The organism is Treponema brennaborense DSM 12168 (genome assembly GCF_000212415.1).
Taxonomy (GTDB): Bacteria; Spirochaetota; Spirochaetia; order Treponematales; family Treponemataceae; genus Treponema_F; species Treponema_F brennaborense.
Window position 1 is genome coordinate 2805340 of sequence record NC_015500.1, and the last position, 20563, is coordinate 2825902.

17 protein-coding genes are annotated in these 20563 nt (G+C 53.6%); 5 read left to right on the forward strand and 12 right to left on the reverse strand.

Annotated elements, in window-relative coordinates; translation table 11 throughout:
• Window positions 1–5: 5 nt before the first annotated feature.
• Window positions 6–680 (forward strand): 16S rRNA (guanine(527)-N(7))-methyltransferase RsmG, encoded by a 675-nt coding sequence (rsmG, locus tag TREBR_RS12280; protein WP_013759489.1) that lies wholly within the window; start codon window positions 6–8, stop codon window positions 678–680.
• A gap of 50 nt (window positions 681–730) precedes the next feature.
• On the opposite strand, the gene TREBR_RS12285 is transcribed toward rsmG, so the two are convergent.
• Complete coding sequence (locus tag TREBR_RS12285; RefSeq protein WP_041610452.1) at window positions 731–2086, reverse strand: tetratricopeptide repeat protein; 1356 nt, start codon at window positions 2084–2086, stop codon at window positions 731–733.
• 178 nt (window positions 2087–2264) lie between these two features.
• Between TREBR_RS12285 and TREBR_RS14365 the strand changes: the two genes are divergently transcribed.
• Together TREBR_RS14365 and TREBR_RS12295 are read left to right on the forward strand one after the other, a co-directional pair.
• Window positions 2265–4031 carry a LysM peptidoglycan-binding domain-containing protein gene (locus tag TREBR_RS14365; RefSeq protein WP_013759491.1) on the forward strand — a complete coding sequence of 589 codons (1767 nt, stop codon included), beginning with the start codon at window positions 2265–2267 and terminating at the stop codon, window positions 4029–4031.
• A gap of 8 nt (window positions 4032–4039) precedes the next feature.
• Complete coding sequence (locus TREBR_RS12295) at window positions 4040–6199, forward strand: flagellar assembly lytic transglycosylase (protein WP_013759492.1); 2160 nt, start codon at window positions 4040–4042, stop codon at window positions 6197–6199.
• On the opposite strand, the gene TREBR_RS12300 is transcribed toward TREBR_RS12295, so the two are convergent.
• The 3 genes from TREBR_RS12300 to TREBR_RS12310 are packed head-to-tail and all read right to left on the reverse strand — an operon-like array spanning window position 6191 to window position 9670.
• Window positions 6191–8299 carry an adenylate/guanylate cyclase domain-containing protein gene (locus TREBR_RS12300; protein WP_013759493.1) on the reverse strand — a complete coding sequence of 703 codons (2109 nt, stop codon included), beginning with the start codon at window positions 8297–8299 and terminating at the stop codon, window positions 6191–6193. The two genes, TREBR_RS12295 and TREBR_RS12300, sit on opposite strands and share 9 nt — an antisense overlap.
• A 10-nt stretch (window positions 8300–8309) precedes the next feature.
• Complete coding sequence (locus tag TREBR_RS12305) at window positions 8310–9194, reverse strand: M48 family metalloprotease (protein ID WP_013759494.1); 885 nt, start codon at window positions 9192–9194, stop codon at window positions 8310–8312.
• The gene (locus TREBR_RS12310) at window positions 9191–9670 is read right to left on the reverse strand and encodes an SH3 domain-containing protein (protein ID WP_013759495.1); all 480 of its coding nucleotides are present in this window, start codon (window positions 9668–9670) and stop codon (window positions 9191–9193) included. Before TREBR_RS12310 ends, TREBR_RS12305 begins: the two co-directional genes overlap by 4 nt.
• A 162-nt stretch (window positions 9671–9832) precedes the next feature.
• Here TREBR_RS12310 and TREBR_RS12315 point away from each other — a divergent pair, with 162 nt between their 5' ends.
• Window positions 9833–11557 (forward strand): cation:proton antiporter domain-containing protein, encoded by a 1725-nt coding sequence (locus tag TREBR_RS12315; RefSeq protein WP_041610898.1) that lies wholly within the window; start codon window positions 9833–9835, stop codon window positions 11555–11557.
• A gap of 52 nt (window positions 11558–11609) precedes the next feature.
• On the opposite strand, the gene TREBR_RS12320 is transcribed toward TREBR_RS12315, so the two are convergent.
• The 7 genes from TREBR_RS12320 to TREBR_RS12350 form a co-directional block, all read right to left on the reverse strand.
• Window positions 11610–12404, reverse strand: coding sequence for a sulfite exporter TauE/SafE family protein (locus TREBR_RS12320; RefSeq protein ID WP_013759497.1), 795 nt, complete (start codon window positions 12402–12404; stop codon window positions 11610–11612).
• A gap of 284 nt (window positions 12405–12688) precedes the next feature.
• Window positions 12689–13924 (reverse strand): diphosphate--fructose-6-phosphate 1-phosphotransferase, encoded by a 1236-nt coding sequence (locus TREBR_RS12325; protein ID WP_013759498.1) that lies wholly within the window; start codon window positions 13922–13924, stop codon window positions 12689–12691.
• Between the two features lie 63 nt (window positions 13925–13987).
• On the reverse strand, window positions 13988–15160 hold the full coding sequence (gene nagA, locus TREBR_RS12330) for an N-acetylglucosamine-6-phosphate deacetylase (RefSeq protein ID WP_013759499.1): 1173 nt from the start codon (window positions 15158–15160) through the stop codon (window positions 13988–13990).
• Between the two features lie 140 nt (window positions 15161–15300).
• Window positions 15301–15552, reverse strand: coding sequence for a substrate-binding domain-containing protein (locus tag TREBR_RS12335; protein ID WP_281054882.1), 252 nt, complete (start codon window positions 15550–15552; stop codon window positions 15301–15303).
• Between the two features lie 60 nt (window positions 15553–15612).
• The gene (locus TREBR_RS12340) at window positions 15613–15951 is read right to left on the reverse strand and encodes a cyclic-di-AMP receptor (protein ID WP_013759500.1); all 339 of its coding nucleotides are present in this window, start codon (window positions 15949–15951) and stop codon (window positions 15613–15615) included.
• A 115-nt stretch (window positions 15952–16066) separates the two neighbouring features.
• Entirely contained in the window at window positions 16067–16759 is a 693-nt protein-coding gene (locus TREBR_RS13935) for a hypothetical protein (RefSeq protein WP_013759501.1), read from the reverse strand.
• Window positions 16756–17310 carry a Gx transporter family protein gene (locus TREBR_RS12350; protein WP_156786673.1) on the reverse strand — a complete coding sequence of 185 codons (555 nt, stop codon included), beginning with the start codon at window positions 17308–17310 and terminating at the stop codon, window positions 16756–16758. The genes TREBR_RS13935 and TREBR_RS12350 overlap by 4 nt, the downstream gene beginning before the upstream one ends.
• A gap of 217 nt (window positions 17311–17527) precedes the next feature.
• Here TREBR_RS12350 and TREBR_RS12355 point away from each other — a divergent pair, with 217 nt between their 5' ends.
• Window positions 17528–18793, forward strand: a complete 1266-nt coding sequence (locus tag TREBR_RS12355) for a hypothetical protein (protein ID WP_013759503.1) — start codon at window positions 17528–17530, stop codon at window positions 18791–18793.
• Window positions 18794–19539: 746 nt separating this feature from the next.
• On the opposite strand, the gene TREBR_RS12360 is transcribed toward TREBR_RS12355, so the two are convergent.
• Window positions 19540–20547 (reverse strand): hypothetical protein, encoded by a 1008-nt coding sequence (locus TREBR_RS12360; RefSeq protein WP_013759504.1) that lies wholly within the window; start codon window positions 20545–20547, stop codon window positions 19540–19542.
• Window positions 20548–20563 lie beyond the last annotated feature (16 nt).

Below are 20563 nucleotides of genomic sequence, written 5' to 3' on the forward strand. Positions count from 1 at the left end.
ACGACATGCCGCAGACGATACTGGCACAAGGATTGGCGGAGCTCGGATTTGAACCCGAAGCGACGGCCGCGCTGGAACGGAAATTGGACGCGTACGTCCGGGAACTCGAAATGTTCAACGCCGCGTACGACCTATGCGGCGCGGATACACGCGACGATATCGTCGTAAAACACGTACTCGACAGCCTTTCCGCCGCAAACCGCGTAAAAAAATTCGCGGACGCCGTTCAAGCCGAAGCGGGCCGCAGCGCGCTTATCGCGGACGTCGGTTCCGGCGGCGGTCTGCCCGGCATTCCGTTAGCCGCGGCGCTCTCCGGGCATCGGTTCGTCCTGATCGAACGGATGAGCAAACGCTGCGCTTTTTTGGAAAACTGCATCGCCATTCTCGGCCTGACCAACGTATCAGTTGAAAACACCGAAGCCGAACGGGTTTTTCCCGAAACCGCCGACATCGCCGTGTTCCGCGCGTTCCGACCGCTCGACAAAAAAATGATCCGCACGCTGCTGCGCATCGTAAAACCGGGCGGCATACTCGCCGCTTATAAAGCGAAACGGGAAAATATCACAGCTGAAATGGCGGGCATTGCGGATATCGTGCCCGAATACGGCGTCGAACCGCTCGCCGTTCCGTTCATGCCCCAACACGAACGGAATCTGGTTATCATCGGGAAACGTCCGTAACGGAGCGCCGTCTCGGCAACTACCGGTAAGCGCCGCCGGAACGCATCGTTCTACACGGAAGAAATCGAATCGACCCGTTTCAAAACGGATACGAGCCGCTCTTTTTCAATCAGATCGATCGGGCGCCCTTCGGTATAATTACGGGCTTCCGCCGTAAACGTTCCCGCCGTAAAACAGATTCCGCGGCCGGCCTTCGTATCCCGGATACGGGCGTGAAAATCGCGCACGTACAATTCGCCGATGGAACCCGTCGTCCGATAAAATCGGAACACCACGGTGTCTTCCCATTTCGTCGTTTCGATTTCGGTGAACACTTCCGCGCACTCGGCGGTTACCGACAGATCCAATATTTTTACGAACGCTTTTTCATAAAAAATGGAAACGATTTTCCGGCACAACGCGACGAAGTCGCTGTTTCCGGCGCTCAAATAGATTTGCAGATTCGCATTCTGTTTCAATTCCTGATACCGGTTTATCAGCGTTCCCACGTCGCGGTAATTCTGATTTTCGGCCTGAATTTCACGCAGCAGCGCAAGTCCGCGGTCAATATTCCGAGTTTGCAGATAACAGTGGGCTAACCGGTATTTAACTTCTACCAAAATATCCGCCGGAACGCCGCTGTGTTTCAGCGCGATTTCAAAATCCGTAATCGCTTTATCCAGCTGATTCGCGTTCATGTGCATGATTCCCGCCGCCAAGCACGACTTCGCGCCGAACTGCGGATCGGGACGCAGATGCATGAACACTTTCATCGCTTTGTCTCCGAAACCGCTCTGCTGCATCGAATCGGCCATAGCGAACAGCACTTCCTTATTTTCGGGGTTTTCATTCAGCGCACGCTTCAGATACGGCAGCGCGTCGCGGAATTTTTTCAAATTGTAAAAAGACAGTCCGAGCAGTCCGTACACGTCGGAAGCCTCGCGGTTCAGCATCAGCGCCTTTTTCAGCAGCGGTACGGCTTTTTCAAATTCGCCGCACTGATAATACGCCTGCGCCAAATTATAGTTGACTTCAAAATTTTCGGGCCGCATTCTCAAAGCGGGAAGCAGCCCGCGCAACGCATCCTGCGGCCTATTCAGTTTGAGCGCACAGATTCCCTGCCGCAAAGACGTTTGCTGCAGATCGATTTCACGATGCACTTCCGCAATATTCAGCATGAGTTCGAACAGCGGCAATGCCTTTTCCCACGCATGATCGCGGTAATACAAATCCGAAAGGACGTTCAGCGCGTGCGCGTTATGCGGATCCTGCGCCAGCCTTTTAACCGCGTCGCGGATCGCCGCCGTTTTGTTTTTGGGTGCCGAATTTTCGCCCTTTTTCTTTTTCAGAGCCGATAATCCGTACAAAAAAGCACTAAAAAATATGATAACAACGACGACGACCAAAACGGAAAATAACGTATCCATTCTTTTATTATGCCGTCCAATCGAAAAGGTGTCAAGAAAAACCATCAGGAGCAGCCGCATTATAAAATACGGTCGCTGCTGAAACCGTTGACAAGAATGCATATCAATAATAACATATATGAGAGGTATGGCGTCTACCCGAAAATTCGTTTTCAGAGTAGCCTCGTAAAGGGATGATATGAGTAAACAAATCGGCATAAAGCTGGCTGACGGAACATTTTATCCGGTCTTGGAAGAAGGTTTGCCCAAACGGAAAATACTCGATTTAACGACGGTGCAGGACAATCAGACAACCGTAATGGTCGATCTGTACCGCTCGGAAACGGGAACGATGGACGACGCAGAATACGTAGACACGCTGCAGATTTCGGGGCTGAATCCGCATCCGAGCGGAGAGCCCGATTTGAGTCTTTCCGTAAAATTGGATGAAAACGACACGCTTTCCGCCGAAGTTATCGACGCGGAATCCGGCCGCCACAGCGGTACGACCGTCCGGCTGATATCGCGTACGCCCGAAGAGCGTTCCGAAGCACCCGATTATACCTTAAACGAAACGGTTGACACCGACGGCGAACTGCCGCCGCGGGAAGACGACACGACCGTCATAGACACTTCGGCCTTTGCCGACGACGTGTTCCCCGCCGAGTTCGACACAGCCGAATTCGATACCCCCGACTTCGACACCGCCGGCGATGACCCTGAGAACGCCGTTCCTGCTGCCGAATTTACCGAAACGGACGATGCGGAGCTGCCGCCGATGCCGGACTTCACCGAATCCGTTCCCGACGACTTTTCTCCGGAAGATTTTGAAATTGCAGCGATACCCGATACGGTTTTTGAAAATGCCGAGCCGGAACCCGCGGAAACGGACACGGATATGGAAGCAGATATGGGTACGGAAGCGGATGCCGATAAACCTGCGGACGGCGATTTCCCGGCCGCCGGCGACGACGCACGGCTCGACGCTGACACTTTCACCGTTACCGACGATCCCTTTGCTGCAGAAGATTCCGCTGCGGACGGCGATTTTCCGGCCGCCGGCGATCCGGCTGCCGAATTCACCGAAACGGACGATCTGGATCTGCCGCCGATGCCGGACTTTACCGAATCCGTTCCCGACGAACCCGGCGAATACGACGCCTTCCCTGTAAGCGCTGACGCCGCCGCCGAAAACGCTGACGACTTTCCTACAAGCACTGACGCTGACAGCGCATCGGACGAACCGGCCCTGCACGAAGACACGCTGCCGGATTTCAGCAAATTTGAACTCCCCGACTTTGATGAACTGCATAAAACCGAAGAGCCGCAGCACACGCCGCTGTTCACCGACGACGACTTCGACGACCCGGCGTTCCACACCGATTTTGCCGCGGCAGACGGAAGCGGCGGCGAACTCGATTTCAGCGGATTATACACCGATGAATTTCCCGAAGGGGAACGGGAACCCGAGCGTAAAAAGAAAAAGCTCACCGTTCCGGTCATCATCTGCATTATCTGCGCAATCATCTGTTTAGGCGTGCTGGCGGGTATTCTGCTGTACGTGCCGTCGCAGATCAGTATTCAAATTACGCGGAAGAGCGACGCGGAACTGCAAAGTCACGAACCGGCGGCGCCCGTAACGTCGCTGCCGGAACAACCCGTGCGGATAGAGCCCGTACCCGTGCAGCCGGAACCGGAACCCGCACCGCTGCCTGAAGCGCCGGCTGCTGAAGAAAACCGCATCGTCGTTGCGGACACACCGGCGGTAATTCCCGCACCGCCGCCGGAGCCGGCCAAAGAACCGGAACCGGTACGCTATAAGATCAAATGGGGCGACACCTTATGGGATCTGGCGGATTCATACTACAACAATCCGTGGCTGTACAAGAAAATTGCCAAAGCGAACGGTATCCGTAATCCCGATTACATCATTTCGGGAACGTATATCATGATTCCGCCCAAATAACGGGGTTTATGAGACGTTCATTCGCCCCGATCGTATGGTTTCTGACGATAGCAGTCTGTTTGGCAGCCGGATGCACCGATGCGTCCGGCGCCGATTCTCCGCACATTTCCGGTAAAAACGCGTATTATTTCCTCGGTGAAAAAAATCTCCGTGCAGGAGACGTCGTTTCCGCGCGCCGTTTTTTTGCCAAGGGCGCAAAAAAATCGGATCCGCCGCTTGCGCGCATGTGTGCGGAAGCCCTGACGAAAACCGGAACGCTCAAGGAACGCCTTGACGCTGCCGGCAAATACGCGGCAGTCTATTCAGATCTGCCGGCAAAATTGCGCGCGGCGCAGGAATTTGACGCGGCAAAAGAATACGCCGCCGTCCTGAAACTGACCGAAAACCTCGAAGCCGGTGCGCCGGATGAACTGATCAGATTGCGGCTTACCGCGCTCGAAGCCAAACGCTACGCGGCCTTTGCAGCGGAAACCGAAAACTGGTTTTTCTCCCGCCCCGTTTCGCAGGAACACCGCACGTTTTTCGACACGATCGGCGTACAGGCGCTTACCGATGCCCTCGGCGACGCCGACGTGCAACTTATCAAATTGCGCCTCAGCGTATACCGCAGGGATTACGCAGGCGCGTTTCAAATCGTAACGGAACTGCGCGGCGCGCAGGAAGACGGCGAAAGTCGGCTTGCTTCGCTGCCGGAGCAACTGCTCTCAGACGTCGGCAAAACGTTTTTATACGGCAGCACCGATTATGCGGCGAACGCGGCTTTTTTTGACAAGGCCGCCACAGCTGCCGAAAAAGCTGCCGCCGAAAAAACCACGGCCGCACGTTCTCGGCCGGACGCCGCTTCGACGGATAACCCCGTACACGCGCTCTTTTTTACCCGTTTTTACGCGGGACGCCTATACGACCGCGCTTCCGCAGGAAACGTGCGCACCGCGGCGGAACGGTATCTGCAGGCAATGCAGGCCGCTCCCGATGCCGACTATTACGACAACGCGCTGTGGTATTATTTTTCCGTTCAACTGAAAATCTCACCGGACGCGGCGGAGCGCGCGCTTGCCGAATTCATCGGCACCGTGAACGATCCGTCCTATTACGCGGACTTTTTCGACGCACTGTGCGTTACGCTTTTTTCCGGCAGAAAATGGCAGCAGCTCTATCGCGTCTACCGCCTTATCGAGCCGTACGCCGACGCGGAAACTGTCTCCAAATACGCATACGTATGCGCCCGCCTTATCGAAGAAAAGCGGCTGATCCCGGAAGACGCCGCGGCGGCGAAGCCGCAGAATCCGGAAACACTCGCGCGCACGCTGTTTGAACGGGCGTACCGGCCCGGCGGCGCACCGTATTACCGAATGCTTGCCGGATATCGCCTCGGCACCGGCGCGCAGGAAAATCGGGAAACCCTGTATCGGACGGAGCTCGAGGCGCTTTCCGCACCCGATGAAAAACGGGAACTCCTGCTTTCCGGCTACGCCGCGTACGGACTGCCGGAACTCATTTACACTGAGTGGCAAAAAGATCCGCTTTCCGTCCGCATCACGGCAACCGCGCAGGCTGCGGATTTTCTTTCAAGCTGCGCCGATCCCGAATACCGCTCGCAGGGACTCAGAATGATGTCGAACGCTTTATACCATGCGGATACGCAGCCGACCGAAGCGATGTATGAAACGGCGTATCCTCGGCTGTATCGAGATGAAATAACGGACGCGGCGGCGCAGTACGGATTGAGCGAATACGTGCTGTACGCACTTATCAGAAGCGAAAGCTTTTTTGATCCGCTCATCATGTCTCACGCCGGAGCAATCGGCCTTGCGCAGCTTATGGCACCGACCGCAACCGATATCGCACGGAAATTGAAACTGAGCGAATACGATTTGGAAGACGCGCGCACGAACATACGGTTCGGCGCGTTTTATCTTGAAGAATTAATCCGCCGACTCGACGGTTCGGTGCTCGACGCACTGTTCGCCTACAACGGCGGCATCACGCGCGTGCGCAATTGGAAAAAGGACTCGGGCGGACTGCCGCCGGATCTGTTTCTTGAAACGATTCCGTTCGCCGAAACGCGCGAATACGGCCGCAAAGTTACGTCGGCGGCAGTCTGGTACGGCATACTGTACTACGACAAATCGGCTGCCGACGTAATCCGGGAAATCATGTCATTTTGACGTCGCAACCCATACGCCGCGCCATGCGGCCGGGTCGGGCGGCTCGGCAATCAGTTCCGCACATTTGCGTACGTAATGGTCGGCGGCGGCGTCCGTTTGCCGGATACTTTTGAACAGCGCGGCGGAATCGGTAAAGCGCCCCTCGTAGAACAGCGCAAGCGCTTCGGCAAAAACGGTAAAATCGCCCGAACGCCCGTCGTATTCGGCGGCGGACATCGGTTCGTATACGGTAACCGCTTCCGATTTGCCGACGACAGCCGCACGCGCCAATTCCCGGAACCGCAAAGCGGTTCCCGCCGCTTCGGCTTCAGTTTTCGCCGCTTCCGTGCACATGCAATATGTCCCGAACTGTTTGTTCAAACCTTCCAGACGGGCCGCCAGGTTAACCGCGTCGCCCAGCATCGTGTAGTCGAACCGACTGTGGGAACCCATGTTGCCCACGACAGCTTCACCGGTATTCAATCCGATACGCATGAAAAACGGCAGCCCCGCACGCTTTTCGAGTTCAGGGCGCAGCTGCGCAAGTTTTTCCTGACAGGCAACCGCCGCTTCAAGCGCACGCCGCGCGTGATCGGCCTGCGCCACCGGCGCGTTCCAAAACGCAATGACGGCGTCGCCTTCGTATTTATCGATCGTGCCGCCCGATTCCAGAATAATCGCGGACATTGCCGAAAGGTAATCGTTCAGCAGCGAAGTTAACGAAGCAGGATCCAGCTTTTCCGAAATGCCGGTAAACCCCTGCACGTCGGAAAAATACATGCTGATGCGCCGCCGCTCGCCGCCCAGCTGGAGCCGTTCAGGATGCGCAATCAAATCTTCTATGACGACGGGACTCAAATACTGCCTGAACGCCGACTTCAAGTACCGGCGCTGCCGGCCTTCCTGATTGTAGCTGACGACGACCGAAGCGCCGAATCCCGCAGCCAGCGCGGCCAGCGGCGGAACGAGCGGTATCAGCACACCCGCGGCAAAAGCCGCGTATGCCGCCGCCGTATACGAAGCGGCTTCCGCAGCGAATAAAACGGAAGCGGCGTACACACCGAACCGGCGTGACGAAACGGCTTCGGACGCGAACACCGGAACGGTACCTAAAATCGCGCACAGCAGAAGCAAAAGTGCCGAAACGCCCGCAGGCACCGGACGGATAAACGAATTCTGCAGCATGTTGTCGAGCTGCGTAACGTGAACGCCGACGCCCGGATATACGGATGAAACCGGCGTCGTACAGATATCGAACAAACCCGGCGCATAAAAGCCGAAAAACACGTACGCGCCTTCAAATTGTTCGGGATCCAAAAGCGGCTGCTCACCGGCGAGCACCGCGTCGTAACTTTGCAGAATCTGCGCCGCGCTGTACGGTACGTACGCGTCCAGACCGGACTGAAACCGCAGCAGTCGGCCGGATTCCGGTTCGGAATCCGCCGGAGGCAGCGCGGCGCCGGCAGCCTGCAGCGCCGCCGCGCCGAGCGCCGGCACGTTATACGAACCGTACCGGTAATAAACGGCGGCGCGGCGTACCGTTTTATCGGCGTCGCTCGAGCCGGTGATGCTTCCCAGCACCGCCGCGGATCGGCACAACGGATCAATCGGAAACAACGCGGGAGTGCTGCCGGGCGTGCCGTCTCCCGTATCGGCGGGCAGCGGCGCGCCGTCTTTCCAACCGGAAACGTTCCCCTGCACCGAATCGAAATACACCGTCTGCACGACGCGTCCGTACGACGCGCACGCGGCAGCGAACGCATCGTCGTCGGAAGCGCCGTAAACGGACGGTTCGGTGTACAGAACGTCGAACGAAACGGACGCGGCGCCTGCCGATTCAAAAAAACGTACGATGTCGCCGTACGCCGCGCGCGCCCAAGGCCAGCTCCAGCCGCGCTCGCGCGCCGCCCAGTCGAGACTGTCCTGATCCAGCAGAATCAGCACGATCTCATCCGCCGGACGCACCGAAGACGCGGTAACACGCATCCGGTGATCGTACAGGGCGTTTTCCGCCGAGCGGAACACACCGGCGGCAGACAACACGGCGGCGAGCGCGAACGAAGCGGCCGCGATAGCGAGCGAACGCAGTATCAAATTTCTGCGAGTACTTTCTTCCGCCATACGGAAATCCCTAATCCGAAAAGGCCGCGGCCGTAAAACGGTCTCTGCGCGCGGCGGGTATCGTTACAGCCGGATATTTTTTTACGTCCTGTGAAACTTCCCTGATACGCGACGATGCCGACGGATGCGTGGACGCGAATCCTCCGGAAGAATGCGGCTGCTTTTCTTTCAGCATCTGCAGCATATCGGTCATTGCCGACGGATCGTATCCGGCACTGCTCATGAGCGCGAGCGCCGTTTTATCGGCGTCGTATTCCTGCGATTTTGAATAACCGGTATTGACGAGCGTCGTAACGATTTCATTCACGGATTCGTCCAGCGTATTGGCAAGCTCTGCCAGATCTTTACTTCCGGTAAACGCCAAAGCGGCACCCGTCGTCGCCAAAAGCGCGCCCGAAATTCGATTCGTTTTTATGGCCTTTATACTGTGCTGCAGCTGGATATGCGCAATCTCGTGAGCAAGAACGGCGGCGAGCGCGTCTTCACTGTCGGCGCACGCAAGCAATCCGCGCGTAACCAGAATATGACCGCCCGACGTTGCGAACGCGTTGATTTGATCGGTGTCGAGAATTCCCACCCGATATCCGACGAACAATTCGGGCCGGGCGGAATTGACGACGAGCACTTGGCAAACCGAGTTGACGTACCGTTCCTGCGGTTCACTGCGGTACAAATCGTAGGATTCCAGAATGGTAGCGGCAACGGCGCGCCCGATATAATATTCCTGTTCGGGAGTGATATCTTCGGCAGCTTTCGCAATGGAAACGCCCGCGTTCATTCCGTGATAAACGGCGTCGAACACCGTATCCGACGTGACGCATGAAAAAAACGTAAAAACCGCACCGCAAAGCGCGAATCCGGCCGCGGCGAAACGTTTGGAAAAAGAGCGGTTCATTCTGCGCCTCCCGCAAGATTACCTTCGACGATAAAAGCATACAAAAGTTCGGGATCTATTTGCCGGTTTTCCACCACATCGACCAAATCATAACGCAGCGCGTTATTTCCGCTGCGGAACGCACCTTCCACGTCCGCCGAGAATCCCTTTCCGGCGAGCGCAAGTTCGTCGGCTGAAGCGGAAACGCTGTTTTTACCGTCCCGTACGACGATCTTTTTCTTTGTCAAACTGGAAACCGGAATCCATCCGCGCACCTGCGGCTGCGTACCGGAGACGATTTCCACCCATTTGCCTTTTTCGGAAACGACGGTCACTTGTTCGCCGTACGAAACGGATCCGACCTCCGCAGCGAACATTCCCGTTCCGGAGCGTACCGCAGACTCCTGTACGTTTACGTACATTTTGTCACCGGTTTTTGCAAAAATTCCCGGCACGCACGCAAGAATCAGCACGCACAAAAACGCACCTTTTTTCATGATCGTCCTCCTCGTCATATGGTTATCAGTATAACATCCCGAACGGCGTTTTTCAATAAAATATTCATATTATAGAACAAAAGACAGTTTTGCGTTATAATGGGGCAAAAAGACGGGACCGTTCACCGCGAACGCAACCGGCCGGTTTATAGGGGTTCAATCGTGAATATTTTTGCCGAGTTTTTACCCGAGTTCATGCACTTTTCAAAGCTGGAAAGTGCGAATCTGATTCTGCTTTTCGGATTAATCATGTTTTTAGGCGCACTCGGAGGGCGTCTGTTCCAAAAATTGAAAATCCCGCAAGTCGTCGGCTATATCGTGATCGGTATAGTGATAGGTCAATCAGGATTTCAAATTCTGAGTTCAAACGTGATCACGGCGTTGGAACCGGTAAGCAGCATCGCACTGACGCTCATCGGATTTCTGATCGGCGGAGAACTGAAATCCTCCGTCATAAAAAAATACGGCAAGCAGTTCGTCGGAATTCTGCTGTTCGAGTCGATCGTGCCGTTCTTCGTCGTGTCGATCGTCGTTACCGGCGTGTCGTATCTGGTTACGAAAGATTTAGGCACTTCGATTGCTTTCGGTTTGCTGCTCGGTTCGATTGCGTCGGCGACGGCTCCGGCGGCAACGACGGACGTGCTGAAAGAAAACCGGACGCGCGGACCGCTGACCGTTACCGTTTTGGGCATAGTCGCCATGGACGACGCGGTGGCGCTGATTCTGTACGCGATCACATCGTCCATAGCGGCGTCGCTGCTCGGCGGACAAGGCGGCAACGTCGGAGCACAACTGCTCGGCGTATTGTACGACGTGGGCGGTTCGATCGCGATAGGTTCGCTCGTGGGATTTCTGCTCGGAAAATTCGTTCACAACGTCATGACCGACGAAGGGCGCATTTTGTCGTTTTCACTCGGTGCGCTGCTTTTAACGACCGGAATCTGCCAGTTTCTTGACTTGGACAACATTCTCGCCGCCATGTCGATCGGATTTTTTATGGTCAACTTTGCACCGGTAAAAATACGGCCGACGTTTTCCATGGTGGAAAAATTCACGCCGCCCATTTACGTTTTGTTTTTCGTACTGGTCGGCGCCAAACTTAACATTTGGAACGTTACCGCGTTCGTCGGCGTGCTCGCACTGGTGTATATCGTCTGCCGTACCGTCGGTAAATCGGTCGGCGCACGGTTCGGCGCCTGGCTTACGAAAGCGCCGCCGACCGTCGGAAAATATCTGCCGTTCTGTCTGCTCAGTCAGGCGGGCGTCGCCATCGGCCTTTCGATCGCGGCAGGGCAGGACTTCGCCGCGACTATCGGACCGACGATCATGCTCATCGTTACCGCGACGACGTTCGTCGTGCAGCTGATCGGGCCGGTCTGCGTAAAACACGGTGTGCAAAAAGCGGGTGAATGCGGACTCGACATAAACGAAGAAGATCTGATGAAGCAGACGAGCGTCGCGGACGTTACCTGGAGCGGTCAGTCCATCTGTTCGGCCGAATCGCCCGCAATCGTTTCGGAGACGACGACGCTGAACCATATCATCGATTCGTTCAGCCGGAACGGAAATCTGAATTACGCCGTAAAGGACGCCGACGGGAAACTGATCGGCGTCATCACGATTGAACATTTGAAAGAATGTCTGCTCATAAGCGAATTATCGGAAAGTCTCGTTGCGTTCGACGTTATGGAGCCGGTAAAGGTTACCTGTACCGGTGAAACGCCCGTTCCCGATATCTACCGGCAGTTTACCGAACACGACACGGAAATGATTCCCATAGTTGCAGCCGGCGGAAAAGCCGACGGTGTTGCCGAAAAATATGCGATCGATCATTATCTGCATACAAAAATAATCGAACTGCACAAAAAAGTCGAAGCGTTGGGATAACGGCGCTGCCGGAAACGAAGCACGGCGGGCAAACGCTGCGCCGTGCCGTTCGTTATACGGATTTGACGATATTCAGCACGCAGATTATCGTTATTAAAACCTGCACCGCGTTGAACAGCCGGGTTACCGTTTTGCTGCGCACTTTATTTTTTATCCAGGTGCCTAAAAATCCGCCGGCAATCGCCGCGCAAATCATAAAAGGCGCCAGACGCAAATCGTATACGGAAAATCCCGTTGAGAACGCGACGGTCGCGAGTTTTGAAATTTGCGCGAAAAGGATAATGACGATGCTGACGAACGTCGCCGTTTTGATGGGAAACGCAAACAGAAACATCAGCGCGGCAACGTTGATCGGTCCGCCGCCTATCCCCAAAAAAGAAGACATGCACCCCAAAAAGATACCGGTCGCGGCGTAGATACTCCAATGCCGGAACGAAAGGTTTTTTACTTTTTCCGAATTAAGCATATACACGAAAACGACGCAAATGATTACGAGCAACACGGCGTTTTGCACGACGGTAACGAGTCCGTTGTCGTTCACGGCCGTGCATAATTTTTCAAACAGAAACTGTCCGATAAAACCGCCGGTAACGGCGCCGGTTCCCAGCAAAACGGCACCGGCAGCGGAAACGTTCTGCGTACCCGTACCGCGCGTGCTTTTCAGCAACGATACAATCGACATGAAAAAGACGGTTATGCAGCTGAGCAGTCCGATATCGGCCGCCGAATATTGCCCCAGCAAATCCATGACCGTCTTCATGATTACTCCGCCGCCCATGCCGCTGATGGCTCCGAGCGTCGTAGCGCCTAACGCCAAAAGCGTGTATATAATGGTAGAATATACCATCTTGCCCTCCCATAAAAAGCCACTGAGGAAATGTCAATTTCCGATTTGGCTTTTTAAGCCGTTTCGCAACGCAGTGAGAAACGGCAGTTAATCCGCAGTTTGCAGCGCAAACTGATAAAGATAAAAACCGGCGCCATTTTAAGCCGATTTTTATCTTGCCCTCCCATAAAAAGCCACTGAGGAAATGTCAATTTCCGATTTGGCTTTTTGAGCCGTTTCGCAACGCAGTGAGAAACGGCAGTTAATCCGCAGTTTGTGCGCCGCGCGTATATCACGCCGGCCGCTTATCGGGCGAACGGCGGCAGTTCGTCGCCGATGAGCGGTTCACACCAGTTGACGAACGCTTCCGACGGAATCGTGCCTCCGGCGGTTGCAGTTGCGATTCCGGTGGCGGATCCGGCGGTCCCGGTTGCAATCGCGGTCCCGGTTGCGGTTCCGGCGGTTAAAAACTCCGCAGGAAGCGTGCGCTCGTGAAGCATTACTTCTTCAACGGGGATCAGAACGGTTTCACATCGATACGGCCGCGTCGATACGCGCTTAAAGCCCACCATCACGGCGGTTTTTCCGGCGAGCGCGGCCTGAACGGCGCGAGTACCGGCTTCTATAGCCTCCGCGCGGTCAACCGAAGATTGGTAGGCCGCCGCACAGCGCCCGATCAGGCCCGGCTTTTCACTGCGCGCCTTGATTCCCAGTTTCCGTATCACCAGATTACACAAATGCGCGGACACGTCTCCGTAATACACGGAGCGGCCGACTTGAAAAATGGGGTCTACGATGGGTTTCCCCGTCTTATCCCGCAAGCCTTCACTGGCAACGACGACCACGCCGCCGTACGCATCGTACAGCGTTTTGGCGTTATCCAAAAAAGCTTCTTCGTCGAAAGCGATTTCCGGTACGTATATCAGATGCGGACCGGTTTTTCGGGAACCGCCGGCCAAAGCGGCGGCTGCGGTCAGCCATCCGGCGTTCCGCCCCATAGTTTCCACGACGCACACGTGAATCGGCAGCGACGCGACGTCTGCACAGATATCACGAACGGTTGCAGCCACGTAGCGCGCCGCGCTGCCGAACCCCGGCGCGTGATCGGTAACCGCAATATCGTTGTCTATCGTTTTCGGAATACCGGTAACGCAGATTCCCTTTCCGGGAGCTTTTTTTGCAACGCATTTCGCTATTTTACCGCACGTATCCATAGAGCCGTTTCCGCCGGTAAAGAGAAGCCATTGTATATCTTTTTCGACAAGAACGTCCACCATCCGTTCGTAATCGGACTCCGTAACCTGATAGCGCGAACTGCCTATAAACGAAGCGGGCGTTATGGGAAGCAATTCGACCGTTTCTTCCGGAAGGTTTCCCAAATCGATAAAATCTCCCGTCAAAACGGCGTGGGAACCGCCTCTCGCCCCCCAGATATGATTCACCATCCCGGATTTCTTCGCCTGTTTTATCGCGCCGTATAAAGAAGCATTGATGACTGCGGTGGGAGCACCGCCGTGGACGATCAGCATGTTTTTTTTCACAAGAACGCTCCTTTCATTCGTTTTTTGCCGAAAACGTTCAAGAGCCGAAGCTTCCGAACTTTTCTACAATGCATTGTAAAGTCCGATTCCTTTCGCATACGTACACACGCACGTATCGCGTTCGTCCAGCACCGCAAAATCGGCGTATTTACCTACGTCGATCGAGCCGGTCAGATCATACATACCGTTCAATTTGGCCGGATTCGCAGTGAACAGCGGAAGCACGGTTTCCGCGGGCAGCCCCGTAAACCGCAGCACGTTTTTCAGCGCGGCGTTCATCGTCAAAGTGCTGCCCGCACGCACGCCGGTTTCGGTAAGCGTGGCGTCGCCGTCTTTTACGGTAATCGCATTGACGCCGAGTTCGTAATTGCCGTCCGGGCAGCCGGCGGCCATAATGCTGTCGGTAATGCCGATCATTTTATCGAGACCCTTTATTTTCAGCAGCAGCCGGACGATCGGCGGATGCAAATGCAGCCCATCGCAAATCATTTCGGCAAAGATATCCGATTCGAGCACGGCGCTCAGGATTGCCGGATCGTGCATGTGCAGCAGCTTCATCGCGTTCATTATGTGAGTCGCGCTCGCGGCTCCCGCCTTGATTGCGGCCGTCGCCTGTTCGTATGAAGCGCCGGAATGCCCCAAAGAAACCCTGACGCCGCAGCACGTAAGCTGTTCGATCAGTTCGGCGGCGTGCGGCAGTTCGGGAGAAATCGTTATCAGTTTTATCCGCCCCCGCGCAGCATCCTGCAGTTCCCGAAACAGGGCGAAATCGCACGGCTGCAAAAGTTTTTCGGGCATCGCTCCTTTATAGAGCGGACTCAAAAACGGCCCTTCAAGATGGATTCCGCGAATCTTCGGATAGGTTTCAGTTACGAGCGGATCGGAAAGGATATCGAGTTTTTCTTTCATCGTTTCAACGGCATCCGTCATGACGGTGGGGAAAAAACAGGAAACGCCGCACGAAGCAAAGTAGCGGCACACGGTGTCCAGATCGGCAGTCTGCACGTGGTTAAAATCGACGAACATTCCGCCGTGCGTGTGCTGATCGAAAAATCCGGGAATCACCCGTTTTCCGGCAGCGTCCAGCAGCGGGCAACCGCTTTTCGTTTCAGCGGCGGAAACGGAACCGATGCGGCAGAATTTGCCGTCTTGAATCATCACGTCCGTTTTGTGAAAAGAACCGCCGGTATAGACGTTTCCGTTCAAAAGAATCAGCGAATTGCGCGTGTGTTTCATATAAGTTCCTTCTAAATGAAGCGCCGGATCGAAGCATTCCCCGGCACTCACCTTACAGTGCCCGGCGCCACCATACAGCGCTCTTTACGAGGCAAGCCGCTTCGTATATCCGATAACCCGGCGACGCTCCGCCGCCCGTTTTAAAACTTCCGGCAGCTTTCCCGTTCTATGATTTTAAACGGAAGGAACACCTGTATGGAATACGTCCGCTCCGTTTCCAATCTGTCCAGCAGCACTTTTACCGCCAGCCGCCCCAACTCCAATTTAGGCACGTCGACCGTCGTCAGCGCGGGTTTTACATACGCAACCGTTTCGATATTGTCGAATCCAATAATCGAAATATCCTGCGGCACGGCTATGTGCCGTTCGTCGAGTGCTTTCATAACGCCCAGCGCGACAGGCGCGCGCTACATTCTGACCCCCGCGGATGCCGATTCCCGGTTTCGTGCGGATTAATCTTTTATGAACTGCTCCACCGGCAGCACGAATATCGTACAGCCGCCCACGGTAACCGGCTGCGACACGAGCGGAGTCAGCGCGGGATTTATCATACCGATTGCGTTGAACGGCATTGTATACGATATCGTGCGCCGCGTACGAGCAGTCGCTTTTATACAGGCGATCGCCTGATCCAATTCACCGTCTTCCACACCGACCATCAGCGTAACGTTTTTTTCTTTCAGAAAACCGCCGGTAGTGGCGAGTTTCGTTACGTAAAATCGATTCCGATTGAGTTCGTCGACCGTTTCGATTTCATCTTTTTCCTGTATAATCGCAAGGATCATTTTCATGGGGACACCTCCCGTACACCGGATGCCGGAACAGCCGCCGCCATCCGAAACGATTCTGTATATATAATACCACTATCGGCGTAAAAGAGGTGTAAAAAATGATATGTATCCGTATCTATTTATAGTAAAAAAACAGCAGCACGTACAAAACGGCGGGTAGCAGAACCGCCGCCGCCGCTCCGGCAAACTTCGTCCCGCCGGACTTTTCCGGAGCCTGCGGAGAATCTGTCACGGCAGCTGATTCCGTATCCGACACGGTATCCGTCTCCGCAGTATCCGTCTCCGCAATGCCGGTGCCGTCGTATACCGCACACAACCGGGCGTCTATCGCCTCTATCACTTGCCCGCGCTTGAACGGCACGCGAACGCTGCTCAGTTCGTCAAGATAGGAAAACATCCGGGAAAGGAACGCCCCCGCTTTCCCCGGAAGCATCAGGCGAGGGGAAACTGCCAGCTGCGACAGGAACACCATTCCGGCGAGCATCAGGCCGCGCCGAAGTCCGCCGTCCAGCGCTCCCGCAGTAACAGTGAAATCACCGACTCTGAACAGAACTTTACCGTACGGCGACAGAAGCGAAAAAAACGCCACTCCCGCTACGACCAGTATCGGCGGCAGCAGCCGGACGCTGCCGCGCTTCGTCAGTGCAAGGACAAAAAACACCGCCGCCTCACACGCAAGCACCACCGTATTCTGCTGAAAGAGAAACGCCGGAAAACAGCACAAAGCCGAAACGAACAAAACGCGCGCACTCAGCCGCGTCTCCCAAAACCGCGCGCACGCACGGGCCACCCGTACCGGAAGTTTCACGCTCGGCTCCTTTCGGCCGGAACCGACCCGTACCAGTTTGAAACGGCGGTAAACTTTTCGGCGAACAGGCCGAGCAGCAAACCCGTTACGGCACCCGTACACAACAGCACCGGCGCAACGTACCGCACCCCCTCGCCGAACAGCACGAACCGCGCCAGCAGAATTTGCGCGGCGTTGCTGCACAGTGCACCGCACAGACTGATGCCGACGAACCCCGCGTACGGACGCGTCCGCCTGAAAATGAGCGCGTAATAGACCAGCGACATTCCGAATGCCGACGCGGCGGAACCCGCAGCGGAAAACAGGAAAACGTAAGAAAACAACGTACCGGAAATGAACCCCTGCCCCACCGTTTTGAGCAGCACCAGAACACACACGCTGCGGAAACGCAATTTGGGAAGCGCAAGCAGGATCGGCAAATTCGCAAGCCCCAACCGCAGAAACGGCAGCGGCTTGGGAATTGCATATTCGATCGCCGACAAAAACAGACACAGAGCGGCAAAGAAAGGTACCGTCCGCTCGTCCGATTGCCGCAAAATACGTTCACTCATGCCGCCAGTATACCCGTGCAGCCGGCAAAACGCAAGCGTATGACAGCCGGCCATGCATACCAGACGAACCAATCGAATACGCGCGCACTGCAGCCGACGGGTTCCGCTGCGGTTGGCAATCGATCGAACGTACCGCAACGAACATTTGCCTTTACAGCACGGAAAATCGGATATATCATAGTATGTATATTTATTTGTAAACCAGGAGAGAATCATCATGCCGAAAACGACGAGTACGCTGCGCGTACAGGCGCGGTTTTCAAAACCGACAGAAACACAACTGCGAAGGCGCTACGCCGTGCCGAAAGATGAACGGTTGCAATGCGAAATCCGCTTTGCCGGACAGCGCGGGAGCGCGTTCCTGCTTACCGAACAAGCAATTTATTGGACCACTGAAAGCAAATACACGGAAAAGAGTTCCATTGAACGGATAAAAACCACCCTTCCGGCGCACGTGTCCATACGGGAAGTAACACGCATACGTGCGGAAACGGAACCGTTTACCGATCGAAACGAACCGAACGCTTCGGCGCAACCGGCCGGCGAAGCAGCACAGGCTTCAAAAGAAACGATGCAATCCGCGCAAACTGCCGCCGGAAAACCGGCGCGCCGTATCAGGATCGATACTGCGGATCGGATAATAACGATATCCGCTGATTTTTTGCCGGAAAAGGACACCGAAGTGCTCGCCGAAATTCTATGGAAACACAGCACGCAGGACGCAGCGTTTGCGGAAGCCGTATCGACGTATAAAACGAACGAACCAATCGAATACGCGCGCACTGCAGCCGACGGGTTCCGCTGCGGTTGGCAATCGATCGAACGTACCGCAAAACGTGTGCACCTCAAAACGGTAACGTTCCTGCGCGGAACACAAGAAGAAGCACGCACGGCTGCTGCTGCCGGGAAAAAACAGGCAACCTCGTTTTTTATCAGCGTCGGTCACGGGCTGCGACATATATTCGATCTTTTCGCCGACCTCGTTTTCATAGCCGCAGTCATAGTTGTCGGTAAACAGGAACTTATCATCAATTGGTTCTCCAAAAAACAGTTTCATTTTCCCGATATACAGCTAGACCCTCTTTTTCGATTAGACAAAAAACCTGCATTCGTATTTTGTATACTCACAGCCGGCTTCATTATACTCAAGCTGATAATTCTGTTTTCATGCCACCGAAAAAGCAATGCCATTTCGATTTTGTTGCTGATACTCACGTTACTTTCATGCCTGCTCATACAGACGCACTTTTGGCTGTTCATTTTGTTTTCCGTGTTGCTGTACATATGCTTTCAACTCAGCTGCGGATTTTCATCTGTGGTAATAAAACTGAAAATGCTTCTACTGATTCTGCTGGCAATAAGTCTATACGCAACGGCAAATATCGTTTTAAACGACAATATGAAGGACGCCGTGAAAATACTAATGACGGAACTGAAATTTCCCGCCGTACCGAAAGTTCAGGGATACGAAGCAGGATTCTGAACGGAGTGTGCCGGGTATGCCCCGCTGTTCTGCGTGATTCCCGTGACATAATCCGTTACGGAATCATGCGCACAAATTCGGTTTAAATCGGTTTAAAAAGGCGATTTTTATAGTACACAACCGGCTTTGTTTACAAAGACGTATTTTTTTCCATTGATTCGAGCGTCGTATTTACCAGTTCCCGAATGTTCTCGATGACCTTCTGCCTTGGGGACGACTCGTTATCAAACAAGAGAAAACTTATACGAAAATCCATTAGTGTGGGAGAATTTTTCCGAGAAGAGCCGCCAACTGGCCGAAGAGCACTATATGTGGCAGGATGAAATCTCGCGATTCGACACTTTGATGAAATCTCTGGAATCAGAGTAACTTCAACCATTGTAGATATTTCCTATATTGCGTAAAGGAATTTCTCTTCTATATTGACTTTAGTATCTATCCCCGGAGTTTCCGCACCGTCTGCATAGGCTCAAAAATACTCGGTTTTTCCCGTGCTAAAACAGTCATACCGGGCTTTCAGCGTGTCCTGCCGAAAGACGAACGGCTGCTCGACAATCTTATTTGCCTACAGCAAATTTTCAGTATAACCTAAAGCAATCAATCAGCCGCCCACAGCGGAAGGCGAGCCTATATAAAAACGCCGGCCCTTATAGTCGGGAGCAAACAACTCAGGGAATCCCGCACGATTGTTGGCACCTGGACAATAATTCGCAGAAAAATCGCCTTTTTTACGCAGTACGAGGCGATTATTTTATTTTTGCCGATTCTATCATTTTCTTATACATTTCCATATTTTTTTCTATAAATTGAGAATATCCGTTTATTTTTAAGATATTAAATTCATTTCCATCATTCGATAAAAGACATACAATGCACGTATTTAATTCATAATATTCGTAATCCATGACTTTATAAATCAAGCATACAGAATTTCCCATTTTTTGTATTTCAACCGAATCCGGAATTACAATTGCGTTTACATTTAACAACTCGATCATAAAATACGTCCAAAAATCTGCAAGCTGCATTGCATCGAGCCGGATTATATCGGACCAAATTATAGAATCACGTTTCGTCGTGTCCGACAGAGCATAACAATTTTCCTGCTCTAAATGAAAGTTTTCCGGCAAAGAAATTTCTATATTCCCGATTTGCGTATTTTTCGTTTTTCCGACTTTTACCGTATTCATTTCACGAATTACGGCAGCAGGTAAAATATCAGAATTCAGAAACGGACCAATTTCATCGGGTGATAAACTTCCGAATCTGTCACATTTTATGACCACAGTACCGTTTGCATCAGATTCACTTATCAAATTTGTAATGGGAACATAAAAATCTATCACGGCTGAACTTATGAGATTTCCATTTAAATCATTCCTTTGAGAAATAAACGCCGACGGGAGATTTTCTCTTAGCCCCAAGTCAGTATATGAAAATATATTTACAAGTTTCGGCTTTACGATACTTTCAAAATCGTCTTTTGAACCTTCGACAGCTTCCAGAAATTTAATCTCCGTATAAAAAGCTTTTTTTATGCTGATTTTGCTCGTAATGCCGTCTTCCGTACCGGCAGGTCTGTAACGTACATAAAAACAATCCTGCGCGTTGACCAGATTGATTCGATTCCCATCCTTATCGGAATAAATGACACAGGCCCCCGGCATATCACTTAAAAAATCAGTATCCAGTTTTTGTGCGAACAGATTTACTGCAAGAAACGACAATACCAATAAAAACAACTGCTTTTTCATTTTCTTCCTAAATAAC